Origin of the sequence: Burkholderia cepacia GG4, from assembly GCF_000292915.1 — a bacterium.
Taxonomy (GTDB): domain Bacteria; phylum Pseudomonadota; class Gammaproteobacteria; order Burkholderiales; family Burkholderiaceae; genus Burkholderia; species Burkholderia cepacia_D.
In genome coordinates this window covers 1,972,490-1,995,828 of the sequence record NC_018513.1, presented here as the reverse complement: position 1 = coordinate 1,995,828, position 23,339 = coordinate 1,972,490, and the positions used below count along the sequence as shown (strand labels likewise).

Sequence of the window (23,339 nt, the reverse complement as noted above, 5' to 3'; positions counted from 1 at the left end):
TCCCATGCCCGTGCGGCTCGCCGAGCCGCATCGCCCCTGTTCGACGCCAAATTGAAGAATCTGATTGTCACCCTCGATCGCGCCGGCGAGTTCGACGAGATCATCGACGTACGTACGCCGCTCGAGTTCGCCGAGGACCATATTCCCGGCGCGCTGAACGCGCCCGTGCTCAGCAACGAAGAGCGCGTGATCGTCGGCACGATGTACCGCCAGGTGTCGCCGTACGAAGCGACGCGCGTCGGCGCGGCCATGGTCGCACGCAACATCGCGCGCCATCTCGACATCACGTTTGCCGACCGTCCGCGCAACTGGCGGCCGTTGATCTACTGCTGGCGCGGCGGCAAGCGCTCGGGTTCGATGACGAACTGGTTCAACCTGATCGGGTGGCAGGCGCGCCAGCTCGACGGCGGCTACAAGGCGTACCGCCAGTCGGTGTGCGCGACGCTCGACACGCTGCCGACGCGGTTCCGCTACATCGCGCTCGTGGGTCATACGGGCTGCGGCAAGACGCGGCTGCTGAACGCGCTGCGCGACGTCGGTGCGCAGACGCTCGATCTCGAAGCGCTCGCGTGTCATCGCGGTTCGCTGCTCGGCGCGCTGCCGGGCAAACCGCAACCGTCGCAGAAGGGGTTCGATTCGGGGCTCGTCGAGACACTCGGGCGATTCGACCCCGAATGGCCGGTGTTCGTCGAATCGGAAAGCCGCAGGATCGGGCTCGTGCACTTGCCGATCGCGTTGATCGACGCGTTTCACGCCGGGCCGTGGGTGCAGGTCGACGCGGCGCACGACGCGCGCATCGCGTTTCTCCTCGACGACTACGCCCACCTGTTCGACGCGCCGGCCGCGTTCAAGGCGCAGCTTCATCGGCTGATCGGCCTGCACAGCCGTGACCAGGTGGCGCACTGGGACGCGCTGATCGATGCCAACGCGCGGGCCGACCTGTTCACCGAACTGATCGACAAGCATTACGATCCCGCCTATGCGCGCACCTACCGCGCAACGTACAACAAGCCGAACCGGGCGCTGACGTTCACGTTCGAGCCGAACGCGGCCGACGTGCGCGATCAGGCACGTACGCTGCTGGCCCGGCTCGCGCAAGCGGGGCTGCCTGCGTCGGCCGCGCTGGTGGCAGGCGCGGAATCTGCAACCGATAAAGACCAATCGACGACCACACGATGACGACTACACGCACCCAATCCAGTCCGGCGCTCGGCTGGATGACTTTCCTGCTGATCGCGGTCGCGGGCCTGTTCTACGTGAAATGGTTTCCGTACTACAACAAGGCATTCGTCGCCGCCGAACATCATTCGATCGGCCAGTCGATCCTGATGGGCACGTCGGCCGCCGCGCCCGAGCCGTCGCTGAAGGCGGCGCTCGACTATGCATGGGCATACGGCAAGGCAATCTGGCAGGCGATGGTGCTCGGCCTGCTGCTCGGTTCGGCCGTGCAGGCACTGCTGCCTGCGCACTGGGTCGCGCGCGTGCTCGGCCGCACCGGCTTCGGCAGCGTCGCCGCCGGCGGCCTGCTGTCGCTGCCCGGGATGATGTGCACGTGCTGCGCGGCGCCGGTCGTCGCGGGCCTGCGCGCGCGGCATGCGTCGCCTGGCGGCGCGGTCGCGTTCTGGCTCGGCAATACGGTGCTGAATCCGGCCGCGCTGGTGTTCATGGGCTTCGTGCTCGGCTGGCACTGGAGCGCGCTGCGGCTGGTGCTCGGCATCGCGATGGTGTTCGGGATCGGCTATCTGCTGAACCGGATCGCGCGTCCCGAGGACCGCAGCATCGACGACGCGCGACTCGCCGCGCTGGTGGCCGAACAGGCCGCGGCGGGCAATCCGTTCGTGCGCTGGATCAAGCTGCTCGCGCGCATGGCCGTGCGGCTCGTGCCCGAATACATCGTGCTCGTGCTGCTGCTCGGCGCGGCGCGCGCCTGGCTGTTCCCGCATATCGGCCCGGACATCGGCAACCATCTCGGCTGGATCATCGCGTTCGCGGTCGCGGGCACGTTGTTCGTGATCCCGACGGCCGGCGAGGTGCCGATCATCCAGGCGATGCTGTCGCTCGGCATGGGCGTCGGCCCGGCCGCCGCGTTGCTGATGACGCTGCCGCCGATCAGCGTGCCGTCGCTCGCGATGCTCGCGCGTTCGTTCAAGCCTTACATGCTGGCGATCGTCACGGGCCTCGTCGTCGTATTCGGGATCGCGAGCGGGCTGCTCGCGATCGCGTTCGGGTTCTGACGGGCACGCAGACGGGACGGTAATCGGGCGCGACCGGCCGGCGCTCGAACGAGCGGCGTGATGGCCACTGCGTCGCGCGTGCAGATCGATCCCGACGCGTGACCGTCGTATTCATCCGGCGTCGCCGCTTCGCGCGTGCGACGCCCTTTACAAGAAGCAAACAGGAAAACGCATGACCCAACCGAAGATTCATCCTCGACTCGAAAAGGCGCTGACGCGCGGCGATCTCGCGATCCGCCAGGCCAATTCCGCGCGGGCGACGGCCGTGCTGAACGCACTCGGCGCGATGATCATCGAGGCCTCCGCCACGATCGGTGTCGAGGCCAGCATCGAGATTCCGCAGGGCGACCGCATTTACGATCCGATGAACGGCCTGTGGCCGCAGAAGATGTTGGTGTCGTTCGATGGCCCGGTCGACGAAGCCGATGCGGAAGAACTGCGCACGATCTATCTGGTTGCCGACGATCCGGGCACGCAGTTCCGCATCGAATGGCACCGCGCGGACGGCAAGCTCGGCCGCCAGGAAGGCGGCCCGCTGGCGACCGTCGCGTTCCTGACCGACGTCGAGATCCCGTGGAGCGACGACGACGAGTAACGTCGTCGCCAGGTCATCGTATCCAGCCGGCGCCATGCTCGCCGGCCGTCAGCGCATCATTCGCCGCCGGAACAGCCACGCGGAAACCACGAATCCGCCGACTGCGTAGCCGGCGAGCACTGCGACGTGCAGGGCGACGTCCGTCGCCGGCCGGCCGAGCATCGCGGGCCGGATCAGTTCGACCGCGTTCGCGAGGGGTAGCGCCTGCGCGGCGTGCTGCGCGATCGGCGGCAACTGCGTGATCGGGAAGAACACGCCCGACAGCAGCAGCATCGGCGTCAGTACGAGCGTCTGATAGAACATGAAAAAGTCGTAGGACGGCGCGAGCGCCGTGACGATCATCGCGGTGCTCGCGAATGCGAGGCCGGCGAGCGCGATCACGGGCAGCGCCGCGAGCATCGACGGAAACGCCGCATAGCCGAGCAGGCCCGCGACGAGCATGATCGCGACGCCCGACAGCAGCGCCTTGCTCGCGCCCCACACGATCTCGCCGAGCACGATGTCGCCCAGCGCGAGCGGCGTGTGCATGATGGCTTCCCAGGTGCGCTGCACGTGCATCCGCGAGAAGCCGGAATACATCGACTCGAAGCTTGCCGACATCATCACGCTCGAACCGGCCGTGCCGGCCGCGAGGAACGCGATATACGACACGCCGTCGACGTGGCCGAGCATCAGACCGAGCCCGAACCCCAGCCCGAACAGGTAGATCATCGGATCGGCGAGATTGCCGAACATCGACGCGAGCGCGAGCTTGCGCCAGACGAGATAGTTGCGCCGCCACACGGCGATCCAGTTGGTTGCGTTCGCGGGCAGCGCGATCGCGAAACGCGACTCGCGCGGCGGTGCGGACGGCGCGGCGGCGGAATAGTTGCGTACGTCCATGATCGATCAATCCTGCATTTCGCGGCCCGTCAGCCGCAGGAACACGTCTTCCAGATTGGCCGGACGATGCAGATAGCGCAACCCCGTGCGACCCTTGAGTCGCGCGCTGAGCGGTTCGGGGTCGGTCACGTAGCAGAACAGCGTCTCGCCGCTGATCTCGGTGTGCTTCGCGAACGGCGACAGCTCGTCGCGCAGCGCGACGGGATCGGGCCCGTAGATCTCGATCACGTCGCAGCCGATCTCCGATTCGATCAGCGCGTGCGGTGCGCCTTCGGCGATCTTGCGGCCTTCCTCGATCACGCACAGCCGGTCGCACAGGCGCTCGGCTTCCTCCATGAAATGCGTGGTGATCAGGATCGTCTTGCCGCGCGCGAGCAGCGAGCGCAAGCGCTCCCACATCAGGTGCCGCGCCTGCGGATCGAGGCCCGTCGTCGGCTCGTCGAGCACCAGCACGTCGGGATCGTTGACGAGCGCGCGCGCGAGCGTCAGGCGGCGCTTCATGCCGCCCGACAATTCGCCGACCTTCGCATCGGCCTTGTTTTCCAGCTTCGCGAATTCGAGCAGCGGCTGCACGAGCGCGCGCGCGGCCTGTGCCGATATCCCGAAATAGCGGCTGAACACGAGCAGGTTTTCACGAACCGTGAAGTCGGGGTCGAGATTGTCGAACTGCGGGACGACGCCGACGCGCTGGCGTGCATGCCGCGCGCGTGACGGGACCGGTTCGCCGCACAGCGAGATGGCGCCGGCGTCGGGATACACGAGGCCGAGCAGCATCTTCAGCGTCGTGGTCTTGCCGGCGCCGTTCGGCCCCAGCAGGCCGTAGCATTCGCCGGCCTGCACGTGGAAGGACAGGTCGTTGACGACGAGCTTGCCGCCATAGCGTTTTTCGACGTTCCGGAAATCGATCGGTGCAACGGACATGGGCAGGTTGTCGTTGTAAGCGTGCGCGAACGCGTTTCGCTGTCGGCCGGATGTGCTTGTCGGCATGCGAACGGATCGGGAGAATGCGTGTCACATGGGCATGACCGAAGCGAGCGCGCGCCGATGGCACGGACGGGCCATTCTAGTGCATCGGCTGCGTCTCTTCAGGGCACGCCCGCGCGGCGCGGTGCATGGGTGCACTGATCGTGCACCGCATCATCGCCGACGCGCCCCGCGTGGCGAATCAGCGTTTTCCATCCCTTGCGTCCGGAATTGCGGCGCACCATGATGAATGCATCAAGCACGTAGTCGCGATAGGGAGGTCTCATGGCTAGCTACAACAAGATTCTGCTGTGCTACGACGGCACGCTCGAAGGGCGCAAGGCCTTGCGTTGCGGCGCGAATCTCGCGCTGGATCTGAAGGCGGAAACGCATTTGCTGTCGGTCGTCGACATGCGCTCGAGCATTGCACAAAGCGCGGGCCTGCTGACTGACGTTGCGTGCGGCCGCTTCGAGGAAACCGCGCGCGAGATCCTGCAGGAAGGCGTGGACTGGCTGCGTGAGCGCGGCGTCCAGGCGGAAGGCCATTTCGCGTTCGGCTATCCGATCGACGAAATCGCGAATCTCGCGACGGAATTGAAGGCCGATCTCGTGGTCGTCGGGCACCGATGCCGCAGCGGGTTGTCGAGATGGTGGATGGGCTCCGGCAACACGCAACTGCTCGATCGCGTGAGCTGCAGCATTCTGGTCGCGTGTTCGTCGGCGGAAGAGCAAAAGGCCGAGATCGCACGCGAACGCGAAGCCGCCACCACGAACGGCAAGTGATGCGGTGATGGCGTGGCCCGCTGGTTGGCCCGGGCGGTCACGCCGGCGGTTGCGCGCGATGCCGCGTCAGCGGCATCTGCGTCGATCGTGACCGGCTATGCGTGGAGGTTGATCGCGGACAGCTTCCACGAAAACAGGCCGAAGCGGTGGAAGATCGCCGCATAGCGCGTGCCGTCGGCGCTGCGCTGGTAGGTCACGACGAATTCATCGAGATTTCGGTAGCCGGCACTCGTTTGCCGCGGATGGCCCGCATCGCTCGCGCTGGCCGGCGCGGGTGCAGCCGAGGCAGCGGTGTTGCTGCCGGGGACGGGCACACTGGCGGAATTAGCCAAATTAGCCGGCGGCGCAGCCGGTGCGTTGCCGGGCGCACTGCCTGACGGCGGGCCCGACCACTCGGGCGGCCGTTCCCCCGGATTGCCGCGCGGCGGTATCCCGCTCATCAACGCGGCGACGCCCTCCGGTGTCGCATACGCATCGACGAGCGGGCCGATCAATGCCGATCCGATCAGCGCGCCGAGCACCGCGAACGGATTGTCCTTCTTCACTGCGTCGATCCGGCGCATCAACTCTTCCGTGACCTGCTGCTTCAGGCTGATGCGCAGCGACGGAAAATCGACATACTCACTGACCGCTTGCCCATCGCGCGCATCGATCGCCGATTTCAGGCGACCGAGCGCGACGTACGGCGACGCATATGCGTAGCCGATCGCCGCCAGGACGGCGACGGCCAGCACGACGATCAGCAGTGGCTTGAGCCGCCAGGCGCGGCCCGAAGATCCAGTCACGATGCCTCCGGTGCGGACAGGTTCCGCAATCAGAGACTGCCTTGCGAGGCCGATCGTTCCTCGTCGATGCAGCGATCGATCATCCGGCACACCGCATCGATCGTCCCGACCATGATCAGGCGCGACCGGCCGTGATAGACGCGCACGGGCGCACGGCGCGCCGGTTCCGCGTGATTCAGGCCGGCATTCAGCGATACCCGCGCGAATGCGGGAAGCGCGGATGGCAGCAGCGACGCCTGCCGTTCGACTGCGACTTCTTGGCTCACGGGCGCCGCGGCGGACAGCGGCGCGCAGGGCGTGCGGCCGCGCAGGTGACGCAGGCGACCGAATTGACGGAAAGGCAGCAGGCGGGCAAGGCGTTCCATGATGTTCTCCTCAGCGAGACCGATTGTCAGAGTTCGCCCGAGCGGATCAGCCCGACGGCGATGCCTTCCAGCGCGAATTCCGCGCTGCCGGCCTTGACGAAGATGTTTTCGTAATCCGGGTTCTCAGCGATCAGCTCGAGGCCGCCAGGCCGGCGCATCAGGCGCTTGACGGTGACGTCGTCGCCGAGCCGCGCGACGATGATCTGGCCGTCCTTCGCTTCCGTGCGCTTCTGCACGGCGAGGAGGTCGCCGTCGAGAATGCCGGCGTCGCGCATCGACAGCCCGCGCACCTTCAGCAGGTAGTCGGGCTTGCTGGAGAACAGTGCGGGATCGCACGCGTAATGCTGCGAGATGTGTTCCTGCGCGAGGATCGGGCTACCGGCGGCGACACGGCCGACGAGCGGCAACGACAGCTGCATCAGGCCGGCGTGCGGCAGCGTGAACTGGTGCGGAGCGTCGTCGATGCCGAGCAGGCGGATGCCGCGCGACGCGCCGGCGGCCAGCTCGATCACGCCCTTGCGCGCCAGCGCACGGAGGTGTTCCTCGGCCGCGTTCGGCGAGCTGAAGCCCAGTTCGGCCGCGATCTCGGCGCGCGTGGGCGGGAATCCGGAGCGCTCGATCGCGCGGCGGATCAACTCGAACACTTGCTGCTGACGGGCGGTGAGTTTGGTCATGGCTGAACTGTATGGATAGACAGTGAGCTGTATTTTTATACAGTACTTCGCGAATTTCAAGTGTTACTTGAGGTTCGACGCGATCGCGCCGGTTCCGGCGCGATTTCGCGACGTCCGGACGCCGGTTCATCTGCCGCAACCGTCCATCCCGTCTGCGTTAGCACTTTTGAGTATTAAAAAATGAAGAACGATTATTTTTAATCATGTAACCCGTTCGTTAGACTGGCCCCACATCGCAATACCGACAACACTGGAGAACCAAGGATGGCGAAGCGCAATACGGGGCTGGTGGGCGGAGTGGGCCGCCTGATCGCAACACTCGCGCTGGGCGCGGCGGCGGCGCTGGGCGTCGCGAGCCATGCCCAGGCCGATACGACGTTCCTGAACGTGTCGTACGACCCGACGCGCGAGCTGTATCAAGACTTCAACCAGGCGTTCGGCAAGGCGTGGAAGGCGAAGACGGGCGAGACGGTCAACTTCAAGCAGTCGCACGGCGGCTCGGGCGCGCAGGCGCGCTCGGTGCTCGACGGCCTGCAGGCCGACGTGGTCACGCTGGCGCTCGCGTACGACATCGATGCGCTCGCGAACAAGGGCCTCGTCAACAAGGACTGGCAGAAGCGCCTGCCCGACAACGCATCGCCGTACACGTCGACGATCGTGTTCCTCGTGCGCAAGGGCAATCCGAAAGGGATCAAGGACTGGGACGACCTGACCAGGCCGGGCATCTCGATCGTCACGCCGAACCCGAAGACGTCGGGCGGCGCGCGCTGGAACTACCTGGCCGCGTGGGCCTATGCGGTGCACAAGCCGGGCGCCAACGAGCAGAGCGCGAAGGAATTCGTGACGAAGCTCTACAAGAACGCGGGCGTGCTCGATTCGGGCGCGCGCGGCGCGACGACGAGCTTCGTGCAGCGCGGGATCGGCGACGTGCTGATCGCATGGGAGAACGAGGCGTTCCTGTCGATCAAGGAATTCGGTACCGACAAGTTCGAGATCGTCGTGCCGTCGGTGAGCATCCTGGCCGAGCCGCCCGTCGCGGTCGTCGACAAGGTGGTCGACAAGAAGGGCACGCGCAAGCTGGCCGAGGCCTACCTGAATTTCCTGTACAGCCCGCAGGGCCAGGAGATCGCGGCGCGCAACTACTACCGTCCGCGTTCGAAGAACGTGCCGGCGGACCTGACGAAGCAGTTTCCGAAGCTGAAGCTGTACACGGTCGACGACACGTTCGGCGGCTGGACGAATGCGCAGAAGACGCATTTCGCGGACGGCGGCGTGTTCGATTCGATCTACAAGCCGCAGTAACGCCGCGCAGCAACACCATAACGACAGCGGCGCGCCACGACAGCGCGCCGCATCCCCGACGGGCCGCCGGCGCGATTTTCCATGCCGGCGTTGGCGTCGGACCCGTGAGCAGCATCGACCCAGCAAGAGCATCCGATGACGACGTACACCTTTCGCAAGCCGAGCGCGCTGCCCGGTTTCGGCGTGACGCTCGGCATCACGGTGGCCTATTTGAGCCTCGTGGTGCTGATCCCGCTTGCCGCCACGTTCCTGAAGACCGCGACGCTGTCGTGGGACCAGTTCGTCACCGCCGTCGCGTCGCCGCGCGTACTCGCGTCGTACCGGCTGACGTTCTCCGCCGCGCTCGGCGGCGCGCTGATCAACGCCGCGTTCGGCTTCCTCGTCGCCTGGGTGCTGGTGCGCTACACGTTCCCGTTCAAGCGCCTCGTCGACGCGATCGTCGACCTGCCGTTCGCGCTGCCGACGTCGGTCGCGGGCATCTCGCTCGCGGCCGTCTACGCAACCAACGGCTGGGTCGGCCAGTATCTCGCGCCGTTCGGCATCAAGATCGCGTTCACGCCGGTCGGCGTGCTGGTGGCGCTGACCTTCATCGGGCTGCCGTTCGTCGTGCGCACCGTGCAGCCCGTGCTCGAGGATTTCGAGCGCGAGCAGGAAGAGGCTGCGGCGTGCCTCGGCGCATCGCGCTGGCTGACGTTCCGCCGCGTCGTGCTGCCGGCCGTGCTGCCGGCGCTGCTGACCGGCTTCGCGCTGTCGTTCGCGCGCGCGCTCGGTGAATACGGATCGGTGATCTTCATCGCCGGCAACGTGCCGATGAAATCCGAGATCACGTCGCTGCTGATCATCACGAAGCTCGAGCAGTACGACTACGCGGGCGCGACTGCGCTGGCGGTCGTGATGCTGGTGGTGTCGTTCCTGATGCTGCTGCTGATCAACACGCTGCAGTGGTATCTGCAACGACGCACGAGCAAGGGCGCCAGCGGCCCCGCGCCGGCCACCGTCACCGTAACCGCCGTCGCAGCAGGAGGCCAGCAATGAGCCAGGAGGCCACCGTCGTGCTGAAAACCCCGTCGCCGGCCGTGCGCGCCACGAAACGGCTCGATCCCGTCAGCGAGTCGCGCGTCGTGCGCTGGCTGCTCACGGGCATCGCGCTGGCGTTTCTCGCGTTCTTCCTCGTCGTGCCGCTCGCCGCGGTGTTCGTCGAGGCGCTGCGCAAGGGCGTCGGCTTCTATCTCGAATCGCTCGCCGATCCCGACGCGTGGTCGGCGATCAAGCTGACGCTGACCGTCGCGGTGATCGCGGTGCCGCTGAACCTCGTGTTCGGCGTGTGCGCGTCGTGGGCGATCGCGAAGTTCGAATTCCGCGGCAAGGCGTTGCTGACCACGCTGATCGACCTGCCGTTTTCCGTGTCGCCGGTGATCTCGGGCCTCGTCTACGTGCTGCTGTTCGGCGCACAGGGCTGGCTCGGGCCGTGGCTGCAGGACCACGACGTGCAGATCATCTTCGCGGTGCCCGGCATCGTGCTCGCGACGATCTTCGTCACGTTCCCGTTCGTCGCGCGCGAGCTGATCCCGTTGATGCAGGCGCAGGGCACCGACGAGGAAGAGGCCGCGCGCGTGCTGGGCGCGTCGGGCTGGCAGATCTTCCGGCGTGTGACGCTGCCGAACGTGCGGTGGGGCCTGCTGTACGGCGTGATCCTGTGCAACGCGCGCGCGATGGGCGAGTTCGGCGCGGTGTCGGTCGTATCCGGCCACATTCGCGGCGTGACCGACACGATGCCGCTGCACGTCGAGATCCTGTACAACGAATACAACTTCGCGGCGGCGTTCGCGGTGGCGTCCGTGCTGGCGCTGCTCGCGCTCGTCACGCTCGCGCTGAAGCTGCTCGCCGAGCGTCATCTCGCCGCCGAACTGGCCGGCGCACGCGATGACGTTCCCGCTCATGCCGGCCCCGTCGCCGCCGTTCCGTCGAAATCGTAAAGAGGCAACCAGAATGGGTATCACCGTCCGTCACCTTCAGAAGCGCTTCGGCGATTTCACCGCCCTCGACAACGTGTCGCTCGACTTCCCGCCGGGCGAACTCGTCGCACTGCTCGGGCCGTCCGGCTGCGGCAAGACCACGCTGCTGCGCGTGATCGCGGGCCTCGAGCACGCGGACGCCGGCCAGGTCGTGCTGCAGGGGCTCGACGTCGCGTCGGTCGGCGCGCGCGATCGCCAGGTCGGCTTCGTGTTCCAGCATTACGCGCTGTTCCGCCACATGACGGTATTCGAGAACGTCGCGTTCGGGCTGCGCGTGAAGCCGCGCCGCGAGCGGCCGTCGGAAGCCGCGATCCGCGACAAGGTGCACGAACTGCTGCAGCTCGTGCAGCTCGACTGGCTCGCGCAGCGCTATCCGTCCGAGTTGTCGGGCGGCCAGCGCCAGCGGATCGCGCTGGCCCGCGCGCTCGCGGTCGAGCCCAAGGTGCTGCTACTCGACGAGCCGTTCGGCGCGCTCGACGCGAAGGTGCGCAAGGAGCTGCGTGGCTGGCTGCGGCGCCTGCACGACGACCTGCACATCTCGACGATCTTCGTCACGCACGACCAGGAGGAAGCGCTCGAAGTGGCCGACCGCATCGTCGTGCTGAACCGCGGTCACGTGGAGCAGGTCGGCAGCCCGCAGGACGTCTACGATCATCCGCAAAGCGCGTTCGTCTACGAATTCCTCGGCGCCGCGAACCGGCTGCCGGGCACGGTTGCCGAGCGCGGCTTCGTTGCCGCGGGCGCGGCTGCGCCGATCGCGGTCGACGCCGATTTCGCGGGCCCCGCGAACGCGTACGTGCGGCCGCACGACCTGCAGCTGTGGCCGGCAGGCGACGCGCATCGCGACGGTATCGCGGTGGACGTGCGTCGCGTGATCCCGCTCGGCGGCTCGGTGCGCGTCGAACTCGAGGCGCGCGCGGGCGGCGTGCTCGAGGCGGAACTCGATCGCGACGCGTGGCGTGCGCTCGCGCTGCAGGTCGGCGACGGCGCGACGGCCGTGCCGCGCGCGGTGCGCGTATTTCCCGCACACTGACGGCCGTACCCGGTAAAGAGAAGAGGGCGGATACCGCTCCGAATCGACATTCAAACAACGACAGCCCAAGAGGCATACCCATGAATTTTCAGCAATTGCGTTTCGTGCGCGAAGCCGTGCGTCAGAACATGAACCTGACGGAAGTCGCGAACGTGCTGTACACGTCGCAGTCGGGCGTGTCGAAGCAGATCAAGGATCTCGAGGATGAACTGGGCGTCGACATCTTCATCCGGCGCGGCAAGCGGCTCACGGGGCTCACGGAGCCCGGCAAGGCCGTGCACCAGCTGATCGAACGGATGCTGCTGGACGCCGAGAACCTGCGCCGCGTCGCGCGCCAGTTCGCCGACCAGGACAGCGGCCACCTCGTCGTCGCGACGACCCACACACAGGCGCGTTACGCGTTGCCGAAGGTGATCCGGCAGTTCACCGACGTGTTCCCGAAGGTGCATCTCGCGCTGCGCCAGGGCAGCCCGCAGCAGATCGCGCAGATGATCCTGAACGGCGAGGCCGATCTCGGCATCTCGACCGAGGCGCTGGACCGCTATCCGGACATCGTCACGTTCCCGTGCTATTCGTGGCACCACACGGTCGTCGTGCCGAAGGGCCATCCGCTCGTCGGCCGCGAGAACCTGACGCTCGAAGAAATCGCCGAATACCCGATCATCACGTACGACCAGGACTTCACGGGCCGCTCGCACATTGACCAGGCGTTCACGCAGGCCGGCGCCGTGCCCGACGTCGTGTTGACCGCGATCGATGCGGACGTGATCAAGACCTACGTGGAGCTCGGAATGGGGATCGGCGTCGTCGCGGCGATGGCCTTCGATCCGCTGCGCGACACGGGCCTCGTCGCGCTCGACACCCAGCATCTGTTCGAGGCGAGCACCACGCGAGTCGGGCTGCGCAAGGGCGCGTTCCTGCGTGCGTATGCGTATCGGCTGATCGAAATGTTCGCCCCGCACCTGAACGAAGCGGAAATCGCCGGGCTGCTGCGCGAAGCAGTCTGACGGCAGGACGTGGTTCCGGCGCGCGCGGCATGCGTGCGTCGGATGCATCGCATGAGCCAGGCGCGGGCACCGAGTCCTGCGCCGTCAAGGCGGGCCGGCTCGCAAATTGACCCAACGCAACGTCCTGCGACGACGCACTCCGAATAAACCCTTAAATATTGATCAGACGGGTTGCGCGTCGAACCGAAACGGTACAGCATAGCTTGCACTTCGCCGGCGTCCCGCCGGCGGTGGCGCGTCGAAGACAGCACGCGCCAGGCAGTCGGCCGTCTGCCCCGCTTCCATTCCTTGGTACCGACAAGCAGCATCGATGGCCAATGCCCGGGGAGTGTGGCGCAAACGTTTGCTCGCATTAAAACAACACTCAAATAACAATCCGGCCCGTGGGGCCGGTCGCCAGGAGATGTGTATGAATGTCCGCTTTCGCCGTCGCTTCCTGACCGCCGCGCTTGCCGCCGTCGCGGTCGCCGCCGCCCCGGCCGTCCATGCGCAACCGGCCGGCAAGCCGAAGGTCGCGCTCGTGATGAAGTCGCTCGCCAACGAGTTCTTCCTGACGATGGAAACCGGCGCGAAGGAATACCAGAAGCACAACGCCGGCCAGTTCGACCTGATCACGAACGGCATCAAGGACGAGACCGACACCGCGAACCAGATCCGCATCGTTGAGCAGATGATCGTGTCGAAGGTCGATGCGATCGTGCTCGCGCCGGCCGATTCGAAGGCGCTCGTGCCGGTGGTGAAGAAGGCGGTCGACGCAGGCATCACGGTCGTGAACATCGACAACCGGCTCGACCCGGACGTGCTGAAGTCGAAGAACCTGAACGTGCCGTTCGTCGGCCCCGACAACCGCAAGGGCGCGCGCAAGATCGGCGACTACCTCGCGAAGCGGCTGAAGGCGGGCGACCAGGTCGGCATCATCGAAGGCGTGTCGACGACGACCAATGCGCAGCAGCGCACGGCCGGCTTCCAGGACGCGATGAAGGCGGGCGGGATGAAGGTCGTGTCGGTGCAGTCGGGCGAATGGGAGATCGACAAGGGCAATGCGGTCGCGTCCGCGATGCTCAACGAATACCCGAACCTGCGGGCGCTGCTGTGCGGCAACGACAACATGGCGATCGGCGCCGTGTCGGCCGTGCGTGCGGCGGGCAAGCAGGGCAAGGTGTTCGTGGTCGGCTACGACAACATCAATGCGATCAAGCCGATGCTGAAGGACGGCCGCGTGCTCGCGACCGCCGATCAATACGCGGCGAAGCAGGCGGTGTTCGGCATCGATACGGCGCTCAAGGCGATCGCCGAGCATCGTAAGCAGGCCGACATGTCCGGCGTGGTCGAGACGCCGGTGGATCTCGTCACGAAGTAACGCTGCCCCGATGACGGTTGCCGGTCCTCAAGAATCCGGCCCGGCGGCCGTTATACGGAGCGAGCGCGATCACGGCCACTGCATGCACATGCACTTGTGAGCGTCATACCCGCGCGCCGCGTGCGCGCGGCCGCAATCAGGATCGCGATGGAACCGACCTTCCAACCCTCCCGTTCAGCCGTCCCCGTGCTGTCCGTCTCGGGCATCGGCAAGACTTACGCCGAACCCGTGCTCGCCGACGTCTCGCTGACGCTCGCGCCGGGTGAAGCGCTCGCGCTGACGGGCGAGAACGGCGCCGGCAAGAGCACGCTGTCGAAGATCATTGGCGGGCTCGTCGATCCGACGACCGGCACGATGCAACTCGGCGGCCGGTCCTATGCGCCGGCGAGCCGCACGCAGGCCGAGGCGCTCGGCGTGCGCATGGTGATGCAGGAGCTGAACCTGCTGCCGACGCTGACGGTCGCCGAAAACCTGTTCCTGAACCGGCTGCCGCGGCGCTTTGGCATCATCGATCGCGCGCGGTTGCGCGACGACGCGCGGGCCGCGATGGCGCAGGTCGGACTCGACGCGGTCGATCCCGAGACGCCGGTCGGCGCGCTCGGCATCGGCCACCAGCAGATGGTCGAGATCGCACGCAACCTGATCGGCGACTGCCGCGTGCTGATCCTCGACGAGCCGACCGCGATGCTGACCGCGCGCGAGGTCGAGCTGCTGTTCGAGCAGATCGACCGGCTGAAGGCGCGCGGCGTGGCGATCGTCTATATCTCGCACCGGCTCGAGGAGCTCGCGCGCGTGGCCGAGCGCGTCGCGGTGCTGCGCGACGGCCGGCTCGTGCACGTGGGCGACATGGCTGCGATCACGTCCGACGGGCTCGTCACGCTGATGGTCGGGCGAGAGATCGGCGAGCATATCGATCTCGGTGCGCGCCGGATCGGCGCACCGCGGCTCGTCGTGTCGGGCATGACGCGCGGCACGGCCGTGCAGGACGTGTCGCTCGAAGTGCGCTCGGGCGAGATCTTCGGCATCTCGGGGCTGATCGGCGCGGGGCGCACCGAATTGCTGCGGCTGATCTACGGCGCGGATACCCCGGACGCCGGGATGATCGCGGTTGGCGATCCGCTGAAGCCCGCGCACATCGGCTCGCCCGTCGACGCGGTGAAGCACGGCATCGCGCTGATCACCGAGGACCGCAAGGGCGAAGGACTGCTGCTATCGCAGTCGGTCACGTCCAACGTGTCGCTCGGCCAGCTCGACCGGCTGGCGCGGGGCGGCATCGTCGATACGGCGCGGGAGACGGCGCTGGCCGAGCAGCAGATCGACGCGCTGCGAATCCGCACGCACGGCGCCGCGCAGGCGGTCGGCGAACTGTCGGGCGGCAACCAGCAGAAGGTCGTGATCGGCCGCTGGCTCGCGCGAGACATGGGCGTACTGTTGTTCGACGAGCCGACGCGCGGGATCGACGTCGGCGCCAAGTTCGAGATCTACACGCTGATGGGCGCGCTCGCGCGCGAGGGCCGTGCGCTCGTGGTCGTATCGAGCGACCTGCGCGAGCTGATGCTGATCTGCGACCGGATCGGCGTGATGTCGGCCGGCCGCATGACCGCCGTGTTCGAACGCGGCAACTGGACCCAGGATGCGCTGCTGGCCGCGGCGTTCGCCGGCTTCGGCCGCGAAGCGCTGCCGGACGGCGCGCGGCATCCGGATGCGGGAGCGGCGCCGCGCGCGGCTTCCGGCACTTCGACGACAGGACGACAGCAATGACCCAGCCCCCCGTATCCCAGAGGGACGCAGGCGCGCAACAGAGCGTGACGGGGCGCCGCGCGCGCACGCTGTCCGGCACGCGTCTGGGCGTGTCGAACTATCTCGGGCTCGCCGGCGCGCTCGCCGCGATGATCGCGCTGTTCTCGACGCTGAGCTCGCATTTCCTGACCTACGATACATTCAGCACGATCGCGAACCAGATCCCCGATCTCGTCGTGATGTCGGTCGGGATGACCTTCGTGCTGATCATCGCCGGGATCGACCTGTCGGTCGGCTCGGTGCTCGCGCTGGCCGCGTCGATGGTCAGCGTGGCCGCGCTGAAATGGCAGTGGGGGCCGCTGCCCGCCGCGCTGATCGGGATCGCGGTCGCGACGGTTACCGGCTCGCTGACGGGCGCGATCACGGTCGGCTGGCGGATTCCGTCGTTCATCGTGTCGCTCGGCGTGCTGGAGGCGGCACGCGGTGTCGCGTACCAGCTGACGAATTCGCGCACGGCCTACATCGGCGACGCGTTCGATTTCCTGTCGAACCCGATCGCGCTCGGCATCTCGCCGGCGTTCCTGATCGCCGTCGCGGTGATGATCGCGGCACAGTTCGTGCTGACGCGCACCGTGTTCGGGCGCTATCTCGTCGGGATCGGCACGAACGAGGAGGCCGTGCGGCTTGCCGGGGTTAACCCGCGGCCGTATAAAATCCTGGTATTCGCGTTGATGGGCGCGCTCGCGGGGCTCGCGTCGCTGTTCCAGATTTCGCGGCTCGAGGCGGCCGACCCGAACGCGGGCGTGGGCCTCGAGCTGCAGGTGATCGCGGCCGTCGTGATCGGCGGCACGAGCCTGATGGGCGGGCGCGGCTCGGTGATCAGCACGTTCTTCGGCGTGTTGATCATCTCCGTGCTGGCCGCCGGGCTTGCGCAGATCGGCGCAAACGAGCCGACCAAACGGATCATCACCGGGGCGGTGATCGTGGTGGCGGTCGTGCTCGATACGTATCGCAGCCGGCGCGCGCGCGCGCGGTAAAACTACACAGAAGCAGACCAGAGAGAAACGGGAAATGGCGACGATCAAGGATGTGGCGGCGATGGCGGGTGTGTCGTTTACGACCGTCTCGCACGTGGTGAACAATTCGCGGCCGGTGTCCGCGGATGTGCGTGCGAAGGTCGAGGGCGCAATCCGCGAGCTGCACTACGTGCCGTCGGCCGTAGCGCGCTCGCTGAAGGCGCGCTCGACGGCGACCATCGGCCTCGTCGTGCCGAACAGCACGAATCCGTACTTCGCGGAGCTTGCGCGCGGCATCGAGGACCAGTGCGCGGCCAATGGCTATTGCGTGTTTTTCTGCAATTCGGACGACGATCCGGTGAAACAGCGCAACTACGTGCGCGTGCTGCAGGAAAAGCGCATCGACGGGCTGATCGTCGCGTCGGCCGGCGAGGACGCGGTGCTCGCGCAGACGCTCGCGGACGCGCATGCGCCGCTCGTCGTCGTCGATCGCAATATCGAGGGGCTCGCGGCCGACCTGGTGCAGATCGACCATGAACGCGGCGCCTACCTCGCGACGCGTCACCTGCTCGAACTCGGGCATGCGAAGATCGGCTGCATCACCGGGCCGACCGACACGGCCGTCAGCGCGATGCGCGTGCACGGCTTCATCCGCGCGATGGCCGAGCGCGGGATCGACATCGTGCCGGGCGCGATCGCGGAAAGCGACTTCTCGTGCCTCGGCGGCTATCACGCGGCGTCGCGGCTGTTCGAGTCGGTGCACCCCAGCGCGATTTTCGCGGGCAACGACCTGATGGGTGTCGGCGCGTTGCGCGCCGCGGCCGAGCGCGCGATACGCGTGCCGGACGACTGCTCGATCATCGGCTTCGACGACATCGAATTCTCCCGTTACACGTATCCGGCGCTGTCGACGGTCGGACAGTCGGTGCGCGCGCTCGGCGAAATGGCCGCGCAGACGCTCATCGAGCGGATCGGCGGCGGGTCGACGGCCGCACCGAGCCGTCGCCGCGTCGTGTCGCCGCGCCTCGTGCTGCGCGAATCGACGGCGGTCTACCGCGAGCCGGCTGTGCCCGGCGATCGCGCGTGACGGCGCCCGCAGCGGGCGCCGGCCGCGTGACGGTGGTCGGCAGCCTCAACATGGATCTCGTGGTGCGCGCGCCGCGGCTGCCGCTGCCGGGCGAAACGCTCGCCGGCCATGCGTACGCGCAGGCGGCGGGCGGCAAGGGCGGCAACCAGGCCATCGCGGCCGCGCGGCTCGGCGCGCAGGTCGCGATGATCGGCTGCGTCGGCGCGGATGCGCACGGCGCGGCGCTGCGAGCCGGCCTTGAAGCGGAGGGCATCGACTGTGCGCGGCTCGCGACGAGCGCGACGGCGTCGACGGGCGTCGCGCTGATCGTCGTCGACGACGCGAGCCAGAACACGATCGTGATCGTCGCGGGCGCCAACGGCGACGTCACGACCGACACGGTGGCACGGCACGACGCCGCGCTGGCCGCGACCGACGTGCTGATCTGCCAGCTCGAGACGCCGCCGGACGCCGTGTTCGCGGCGCTGTCGGCCGGGCGACGGCACGGCCGCACGGTCGTGCTCAATCCGGCGCCGGCCGTCGCGCCGCTGCCGGACGGCTGGCTGCCGCTCGTCGATTACCTGATCCCGAACGAAGTCGAGGCGGCCGCGCTGACCGGCCTGCCGGTGCGTGATCCAGCCGATGCCGAAACCGCCGCGCGCGCGCTGCAGGCGGCCGGGGCGCGCAATGTGCTGATCACGCTCGGCGCGCGCGGCGTGCTCGCGCTGACGGCCGACGGCGCGGCGCGCCACTATCCGGCGCCGGTCGTGCCGGCCGTCGACACGACGGCGGCCGGCGATACCTTCATCGGCGGCTTTGCCGCGCGGCTTGCGGCCGGCGCGGACGTCGACACGGCGATTCGCTTCGCGCAACGCGCGGCGGCACTGTCGGTGACGCGCGCAGGCGCGCAGCCGTCGATTCCCACGCTCGCCGAACTGGCCGATTAGGGCTGGATCGCGCATCGCGGCCGGCGCCCGCGGCAGCAGGCGGCCGGCCATCCCTTCCCGATCGGCCCGAACCCGACAAACGCTCGGTCATTGCATGGCACGGGCCGCGATGTTTCGCGCCCATTATTTATCCATCTGTAATAAACGGATGGATTGAACCGAAAATTGACGTCATTACCATCAAGTTGTGCGGCGTGCGGTCGTAAATGCATCGGGGCGAAACACTGTTTCGAAAAACGGGCCCGGCCCGTCCATGACGACGCAACACAGGAAGGATGATGGTGATCGGAAACCTGACGATACGTGCGCGCATCGGTTTGACGATGGCGTTTCTCGCGGTGCTGCTGGGTGTGATCGGCGTGCTCGGCCTGTACGGGATGACGCGCTCGAACGAGGCGACGCGCGATATTTTCACGAACCAGATGCCGAGCGCGGTCGATGTGGCGGTTGCGGAAATGTATGCGGCGCGCGAGCGCCTCGCGCTCGATCGGGCCGCGCTGCTGGCCGGCACGCCCGACTCCGCCGCCGCGGTCGAGCGTAGCCGCGCGATGCGCACGCAGTCCGACGCGTGGTGGCAAAAGTACCTTGCGCTGCCGCGCGGCGCGGAGGAAGACCGGCTCGCGCAGGACGTCGCCGCAAGGCGGCAGGCGCTGCAGCGCAGTTGCGACGCGTTCGGCGGCATCGTCGCGTCTGGCGATCACGACCGGATCGGCGATGGCGCGAAGCAACTGCAGGTGCTGTACAACGACCTCGCGACGGCGAGCGAGGCGCTGCGCAATTTCCAGTTCAGCGACGCGCAAACGAGCTTCGATCATGCGGAATCGGTGTACGAAACGCTGCGGGTGCTGTCGATCGTCGTGCTGGCGGCCGGTTTCGTCGCCGCGCTGCTGTCGTGGCTGACGCTGAGCCGTGCGATCGGCCGTCCGCTCGCGGACGCGCTCGCCCATTTCGACGCGATCGCCGCGGGCGACCTGCGCCGCTCGATCGTCGTGCATCGGCGCGACGAAATGGGCCAGCTTCTCGACGGTCTCGCGAAGATGCAGCGCGGGCTGGTCGACACGGTGCGCGCCGTGCGCGGCGGCAGCGAGTCGATCGCGACCGCGGCCCGGCAGATCGCCGCCGGCAACATCGACCTGTCGTCGCGTACGGAAGAGCAGGCGTCCGCGCTGCAGGAGACCGCCTCGAGCATGGAACAACTGACCGGCACCGTGAAGCAGAACGCGGACAATGCGCGGCAGGCAAGCTCGCTGGCCGCGAACGCGTCGGAGATTGCAAACAAGGGCAATACGGTGGTCGGCCAGGTGGTCGGCACGATGGGCGAGATCAACGACAGCTCCGCGAAGATCGCGGACATCATCGCGATCATCGAAGGAATCGCGTTCCAGACCAACATTCTCGCGCTGAATGCGGCCGTCGAAGCCGCGCGAGCCGGCGAGGAAGGGCGCGGCTTCGCGGTCGTCGCGGGCGAGGTGCGCAGCCTCGCGCAGCGTTCGTCAAGCGCGGCCAAGGAGATCAAGGCGCTGATCGACGCGTCGGTGCAGCGCATCCGGACGGGTTCGACGCTGGTCCACGAAGCCGGTCGCACGATGAGCGACGTGATCGGTGCGGTGCAGCGCGTCACGGACATCATGGGCGAAATCGCGGCGGCGTCCGAGGAGCAGAGCGGCGGGATCGACCAGGTCGCGCGCGCGGTCGCGCAGATGGACGAGGTCACGCAGCAGAACGCGGCGCTCGTCGAGGAGGCGGCCGCCGCCGCGCAATCGCTCGACGAACAGGCCGCACGCCTGCGCGAAACGGCGTCGGTGTTCCGGATCGACGACGAAGCCGCACGGCCGGTGGCCGCCGCAGGCACGGTGCGTCACACGCCGCGCGCGGTGCCCGCGCCGGCCGCGGCGAGCGACGATCGCGACGCACCGCCGACGCGCGTGGCGACGGCGGCACCGGCGCGCAGGCCGGCGGCCGCATCGGCTGCGCCCGCAGCGGCAGCGGTTGCCGCGACTGCCGGCGGCGACGACTGGGAGACCTTCTGATTCGCGCGCGCCGCGCATCTATCCCCATTTGGTGACCACGACGCCCGCGACATGCGGGCGTCGTTGTTTCGGTGACGATGGAATGTGACAGCGCGCGTGAACGTTTGCAGGTCGCCGCGCGTCGCAGTGTCCGCTGCCGCGCTACGGGTATCTCCGGAAGGATGCGAAAAAAATTTGTAACGGCGCACGTCACGTGTCGTCGTAAACGACTGCTCGAACGTATAGGGATGAAGGGGAGAGTGGAGAGCGAAGCGACGACGACGGAGGTGTCCAACGCACGAGACGTTCCGATGCTCGACGAGATGCTGCGGATGCAGTTTCTGCGACTCGGGACACCGATTGTAAAGCGTCGAAATGTGTTGTCCAAGCGGTGTTGTCGAGAATGACGAACTTCATACGAAGAGTTCGTGAAAAAAAATAAGAAAGGGTTTAGGATGAATTCGAACGCGCTTGCTTCTGCGCAGTCATACGAAGGCAAGCACGTCTTCAGACTCAGGCGAGGGAGGTAGCATGGATATTTACAGCAGCTTCGCGAACCGCTTCGAAAAAACGCGAGAGGAAGAGTTCTCGCTGGAGGAGTACCTCGCGCTCTGCAAGAACGATCCGTCAGCGTATGCCACGGCAGGCGAACGCATGCTGGCTGCAATCGGGGAACCCGAACAAATCGATACCCGCATCGACCCGCGCCTGTCGCGGATCTTCGCGAACAAGGTTATCAAGGTCTATCCCGCGTTCCGTGAGTTCTACGGAATGGAGGAGGTGATCGAGCAGGTGGTCGCGTACTTCCGCCACGCTGCGCAAGGGCTTGAAGAGAAGAAGCAAATCCTCTACCTGCTCGGCCCGGTGGGCGGCGGCAAGTCGTCGATCGCCGAGCGCCTGAAGCAACTGATGGAGCGCGTGCCGTTCTATTCGCTGAAGGGTTCGCCCGTCAACGAATCGCCGCTCGGGCTGTTCGACTACGACGAGGACGGCCCGATCCTCGAAGAGCAATACGGCATTCCGCGCCGCTACCTGAAGAGCATCCTGAGTCCGTGGGCCGTCAAGCGCCTGCACGAATACAACGGCGACATCCGCCAGTTCCGCGTGGTACGCCGCTTTCCGTCGATCCTGCGGCAGATCGGCATCGCCAAGACGGAACCGGGTGACGAGAACAACCAGGACATCTCGTCGCTCGTCGGCAAGGTCGATATTCGCAAGCTCGAGCAGTATGCGCAGGACGATGCCGATGCATACAGCTACTCGGGCGGCCTGTGCCTCGCGAACCAGGGCCTGCTCGAATTCGTCGAAATGTTCAAGGCGCCGATCAAGGTGCTGCACCCGCTGCTGACCGCGACGCAGGAAGGCAACTTCAAGGGTACCGAAGGTTTCGGCGCGATTCCGTTCGACGGGGTTATCCTCGCGCACTCGAACGAGTCCGAGTGGAAGGCGTTCCGCAACAACCGCAACAACGAGGCGCTGCTCGACCGGATCTTCGTCGTGAAGGTGCCGTACTGCCTGCGCGTGTCGGAAGAGTCGAAGATCTACGAGAAGCTGATCCGCAATTCGTCGCTGGCCGAAGCCGTGTGCGCGCCGGGCACGCTGAAGATGATGTCCCAGTTCTCGGTGCTGTCGCGCCTGCACGAGCCGGAGAACTCGAGCCTGTTCTCGAAGATGCAGGTGTATGACGGCGAAAACCTGAAGGACACCGATCCGAAGGCGAAGTCGTATCAGGAGTATCGCGACTACGCGGGCGTGGACGAAGGGATGACGGGCGTGTCGACACGCTTCGCGTTCAAGATCCTGTCGCGCGTGTTCAACTTCGATTCGAGCGAGGTCGCGGCCAACCCCGTGCATCTGATGTACGTGCTCGAACAGCAGATCGAACGCGAGCAGTTCCCGCCGGAGACCGAACAGAAGTACCTGTCGTTCGTGAAGGACGTGCTCGCGTCGCGCTACGCCGAGTTCATCGGCAAGGAGATCCAGACGGCCTACCTCGAGTCGTATTCGGAGTACGGGCAGAACATCTTCGACCGCTACGTCACGTATGCGGATTTCTGGATCCAGGATCAGGAATTCCGCGATCACGACACGGGCGAGAGCTTCGACCGCGCCGCGCTGAACGCGGAGCTGGAGAAGATCGAGAAGCCGGCCGGGATCAGCAATCCGAAGGATTACCGCAACGAAATCGTGAACTTCGTGTTGCGAGCGCGGGCGGCCAACGCCGGCAAGAACCCGGTCTGGACGAGCTACGAGAAGTTGCGCGTCGTGATCGAGAAGAAGATGTTCTCGAATACCGAGGAACTGTTGCCGGTCATTTCGTTCAACGCGAAGGGATCGGCGGAGGAGCAGCGCAAGCATGAGGACTTTGTGAACCGGATGGTCGCGAAGGGCTATACGCCGAAGCAGGTGAGGCTGCTTTGCGACTGGTACCTGCGCGTGCGCAAGTCGTCATGACGCGCGCGGTACCGCGCCCGTGCGGTTCGTCCGCGCGGGCGCCTTCAGAGGCGCCGCCCGCATGACGGCAGACGGCATGCGCGGCGAGTGCCCCGGCAGATCGACTTTC

Annotated in this window: 21 protein-coding genes; 16 read left to right on the top strand and 5 right to left on the bottom strand. The window is 66.8% G+C overall.

What is annotated here, in order from left to right:
• Positions 1–51: 51 nt before the first annotated feature.
• The 3 genes from mnmH (at position 52) to GEM_RS09075 (ending at position 2,829) form a co-directional block, all read left to right on the top strand.
• On the top strand, positions 52–1,179 hold the full coding sequence (gene mnmH / locus GEM_RS09085) for a tRNA 2-selenouridine(34) synthase MnmH (protein WP_014897121.1): 1,128 nt from the start codon (positions 52–54) through the stop codon (positions 1,177–1,179).
• Positions 1,176–2,234 (top strand): permease, encoded by a 1,059-nt coding sequence (locus GEM_RS09080; RefSeq protein WP_014897120.1) that lies wholly within the window; start codon positions 1,176–1,178, stop codon positions 2,232–2,234. Before mnmH ends, GEM_RS09080 begins: the two co-directional genes overlap by 4 nt.
• 172 nt (positions 2,235–2,406) lie before the next feature.
• The gene (locus GEM_RS09075) at positions 2,407–2,829 is read left to right on the top strand and encodes a hypothetical protein (RefSeq protein WP_014897119.1); all 423 of its coding nucleotides are present in this window, start codon (positions 2,407–2,409) and stop codon (positions 2,827–2,829) included.
• A gap of 48 nt (positions 2,830–2,877) precedes the next feature.
• Here the strand turns inward: GEM_RS09075 and GEM_RS09070 are convergent, their stop codons facing one another.
• Together GEM_RS09070 and nodI are read right to left on the bottom strand one after the other, a co-directional pair.
• Positions 2,878–3,711 carry an ABC transporter permease gene (locus GEM_RS09070; protein ID WP_014897118.1) on the bottom strand — a complete coding sequence of 278 codons (834 nt, stop codon included), beginning with the start codon at positions 3,709–3,711 and terminating at the stop codon, positions 2,878–2,880.
• Positions 3,712–3,717: 6 nt separating this feature from the next.
• The gene (gene nodI, locus GEM_RS09065; RefSeq protein ID WP_014897117.1) at positions 3,718–4,632 is read right to left on the bottom strand and encodes a nodulation factor ABC transporter ATP-binding protein NodI; all 915 of its coding nucleotides are present in this window, start codon (positions 4,630–4,632) and stop codon (positions 3,718–3,720) included.
• Between the two features lie 327 nt (positions 4,633–4,959).
• Between nodI and GEM_RS09060 the strand changes: the two genes are divergently transcribed.
• The gene (locus GEM_RS09060) at positions 4,960–5,457 is read left to right on the top strand and encodes a universal stress protein (RefSeq protein WP_014897116.1); all 498 of its coding nucleotides are present in this window, start codon (positions 4,960–4,962) and stop codon (positions 5,455–5,457) included.
• A 95-nt stretch (positions 5,458–5,552) separates the two neighbouring features.
• On the opposite strand, the gene GEM_RS09055 is transcribed toward GEM_RS09060, so the two are convergent.
• The 3 genes from GEM_RS09055 to lexA are packed head-to-tail and all read right to left on the bottom strand — an operon-like array spanning position 5,553 to position 7,281.
• Positions 5,553–6,242 (bottom strand): DUF2939 domain-containing protein, encoded by a 690-nt coding sequence (locus GEM_RS09055; protein ID WP_014897115.1) that lies wholly within the window; start codon positions 6,240–6,242, stop codon positions 5,553–5,555.
• Positions 6,243–6,271: 29 nt separating this feature from the next.
• Positions 6,272–6,607 (bottom strand): hypothetical protein, encoded by a 336-nt coding sequence (locus tag GEM_RS09050; protein WP_014897114.1) that lies wholly within the window; start codon positions 6,605–6,607, stop codon positions 6,272–6,274.
• Positions 6,608–6,633: 26 nt separating this feature from the next.
• Positions 6,634–7,281: a transcriptional repressor LexA gene (gene lexA, locus GEM_RS09045; RefSeq protein WP_014897113.1), complete on the bottom strand. Its 648-nt coding sequence runs from the start codon at positions 7,279–7,281 to the stop codon at positions 6,634–6,636.
• A 264-nt stretch (positions 7,282–7,545) separates the two neighbouring features.
• Here lexA and GEM_RS09040 point away from each other — a divergent pair, with 264 nt between their 5' ends.
• The 12 genes from GEM_RS09040 (at position 7,546) to GEM_RS08985 (ending at position 23,230) form a co-directional block, all read left to right on the top strand.
• Positions 7,546–8,583: a sulfate ABC transporter substrate-binding protein gene (locus GEM_RS09040; protein ID WP_014897112.1), complete on the top strand. Its 1,038-nt coding sequence runs from the start codon at positions 7,546–7,548 to the stop codon at positions 8,581–8,583.
• A gap of 135 nt (positions 8,584–8,718) precedes the next feature.
• Entirely contained in the window at positions 8,719–9,618 is a 900-nt protein-coding gene (cysT, locus tag GEM_RS09035) for a sulfate ABC transporter permease subunit CysT (RefSeq protein ID WP_014897111.1), read from the top strand.
• Positions 9,615–10,559 (top strand): sulfate ABC transporter permease subunit CysW, encoded by a 945-nt coding sequence (gene cysW / locus GEM_RS09030; protein WP_014897110.1) that lies wholly within the window; start codon positions 9,615–9,617, stop codon positions 10,557–10,559. The genes cysT and cysW overlap by 4 nt, the downstream gene beginning before the upstream one ends.
• Before the next feature lie 13 nt (positions 10,560–10,572).
• On the top strand, positions 10,573–11,631 hold the full coding sequence (locus GEM_RS09025; protein ID WP_014897109.1) for a sulfate/molybdate ABC transporter ATP-binding protein: 1,059 nt from the start codon (positions 10,573–10,575) through the stop codon (positions 11,629–11,631).
• A gap of 80 nt (positions 11,632–11,711) precedes the next feature.
• Entirely contained in the window at positions 11,712–12,638 is a 927-nt protein-coding gene (locus GEM_RS09020; RefSeq protein ID WP_014897108.1) for a CysB family HTH-type transcriptional regulator, read from the top strand.
• 409 nt (positions 12,639–13,047) lie between these two features.
• A complete protein-coding gene (locus GEM_RS09015) occupies positions 13,048–13,998 on the top strand; it encodes a sugar ABC transporter substrate-binding protein (RefSeq protein ID WP_014897107.1) in 951 nt (316 codons plus the stop codon).
• Positions 13,999–14,145: 147 nt separating this feature from the next.
• The gene (locus tag GEM_RS09010; protein WP_014897106.1) at positions 14,146–15,759 is read left to right on the top strand and encodes a sugar ABC transporter ATP-binding protein; all 1,614 of its coding nucleotides are present in this window, start codon (positions 14,146–14,148) and stop codon (positions 15,757–15,759) included.
• A complete protein-coding gene (locus GEM_RS09005) occupies positions 15,756–16,775 on the top strand; it encodes an ABC transporter permease (protein ID WP_014897105.1) in 1,020 nt (339 codons plus the stop codon). The genes GEM_RS09010 and GEM_RS09005 overlap by 4 nt, the downstream gene beginning before the upstream one ends.
• A 34-nt stretch (positions 16,776–16,809) precedes the next feature.
• Positions 16,810–17,841 carry a LacI family DNA-binding transcriptional regulator gene (locus GEM_RS09000; protein WP_014897104.1) on the top strand — a complete coding sequence of 344 codons (1,032 nt, stop codon included), beginning with the start codon at positions 16,810–16,812 and terminating at the stop codon, positions 17,839–17,841.
• The gene (gene rbsK, locus GEM_RS08995) at positions 17,838–18,767 is read left to right on the top strand and encodes a ribokinase (protein ID WP_014897103.1); all 930 of its coding nucleotides are present in this window, start codon (positions 17,838–17,840) and stop codon (positions 18,765–18,767) included. The genes GEM_RS09000 and rbsK overlap by 4 nt, the downstream gene beginning before the upstream one ends.
• 278 nt (positions 18,768–19,045) lie before the next feature.
• Positions 19,046–20,797, top strand: a complete 1,752-nt coding sequence (locus tag GEM_RS08990; protein WP_014897102.1) for a methyl-accepting chemotaxis protein — start codon at positions 19,046–19,048, stop codon at positions 20,795–20,797.
• A gap of 510 nt (positions 20,798–21,307) precedes the next feature.
• Positions 21,308–23,230, top strand: a complete 1,923-nt coding sequence (locus GEM_RS08985) for a PrkA family serine protein kinase (protein WP_014897101.1) — start codon at positions 21,308–21,310, stop codon at positions 23,228–23,230.
• Positions 23,231–23,339: the final 109 nt, after the last annotated feature.

Coding starts and splice junctions, on each gene's coding strand:
- GEM_RS09080 (WP_014897120.1), top strand. CDS start 1,176: ATGACGACTACACGCACCCAATCCAGTCCGGCGCTCGGCTGGATGACT.
- GEM_RS09075 (WP_014897119.1), top strand. CDS start 2,407: ATGACCCAACCGAAGATTCATCCTCGACTCGAAAAGGCGCTGACGCGC.
- GEM_RS09070 (WP_014897118.1), bottom strand. CDS start 3,711: ATGGACGTACGCAACTATTCCGCCGCCGCGCCGTCCGCACCGCCGCGC.
- nodI (WP_014897117.1), bottom strand. CDS start 4,632: ATGTCCGTTGCACCGATCGATTTCCGGAACGTCGAAAAACGCTATGGC.
- GEM_RS09060 (WP_014897116.1), top strand. CDS start 4,960: ATGGCTAGCTACAACAAGATTCTGCTGTGCTACGACGGCACGCTCGAA.
- GEM_RS09050 (WP_014897114.1), bottom strand. CDS start 6,607: ATGGAACGCCTTGCCCGCCTGCTGCCTTTCCGTCAATTCGGTCGCCTG.
- lexA (WP_014897113.1), bottom strand. CDS start 7,281: ATGACCAAACTCACCGCCCGTCAGCAGCAAGTGTTCGAGTTGATCCGC.
- GEM_RS09040 (WP_014897112.1), top strand. CDS start 7,546: ATGGCGAAGCGCAATACGGGGCTGGTGGGCGGAGTGGGCCGCCTGATC.
- cysT (WP_014897111.1), top strand. CDS start 8,719: ATGACGACGTACACCTTTCGCAAGCCGAGCGCGCTGCCCGGTTTCGGC.
- cysW (WP_014897110.1), top strand. CDS start 9,615: ATGAGCCAGGAGGCCACCGTCGTGCTGAAAACCCCGTCGCCGGCCGTG.
- GEM_RS09025 (WP_014897109.1), top strand. CDS start 10,573: ATGGGTATCACCGTCCGTCACCTTCAGAAGCGCTTCGGCGATTTCACC.
- GEM_RS09020 (WP_014897108.1), top strand. CDS start 11,712: ATGAATTTTCAGCAATTGCGTTTCGTGCGCGAAGCCGTGCGTCAGAAC.
- GEM_RS09015 (WP_014897107.1), top strand. CDS start 13,048: ATGAATGTCCGCTTTCGCCGTCGCTTCCTGACCGCCGCGCTTGCCGCC.
- GEM_RS09010 (WP_014897106.1), top strand. CDS start 14,146: ATGGAACCGACCTTCCAACCCTCCCGTTCAGCCGTCCCCGTGCTGTCC.
- GEM_RS09005 (WP_014897105.1), top strand. CDS start 15,756: ATGACCCAGCCCCCCGTATCCCAGAGGGACGCAGGCGCGCAACAGAGC.
- GEM_RS09000 (WP_014897104.1), top strand. CDS start 16,810: ATGGCGACGATCAAGGATGTGGCGGCGATGGCGGGTGTGTCGTTTACG.
- GEM_RS08990 (WP_014897102.1), top strand. CDS start 19,046: ATGGTGATCGGAAACCTGACGATACGTGCGCGCATCGGTTTGACGATG.
- GEM_RS08985 (WP_014897101.1), top strand. CDS start 21,308: ATGGATATTTACAGCAGCTTCGCGAACCGCTTCGAAAAAACGCGAGAG.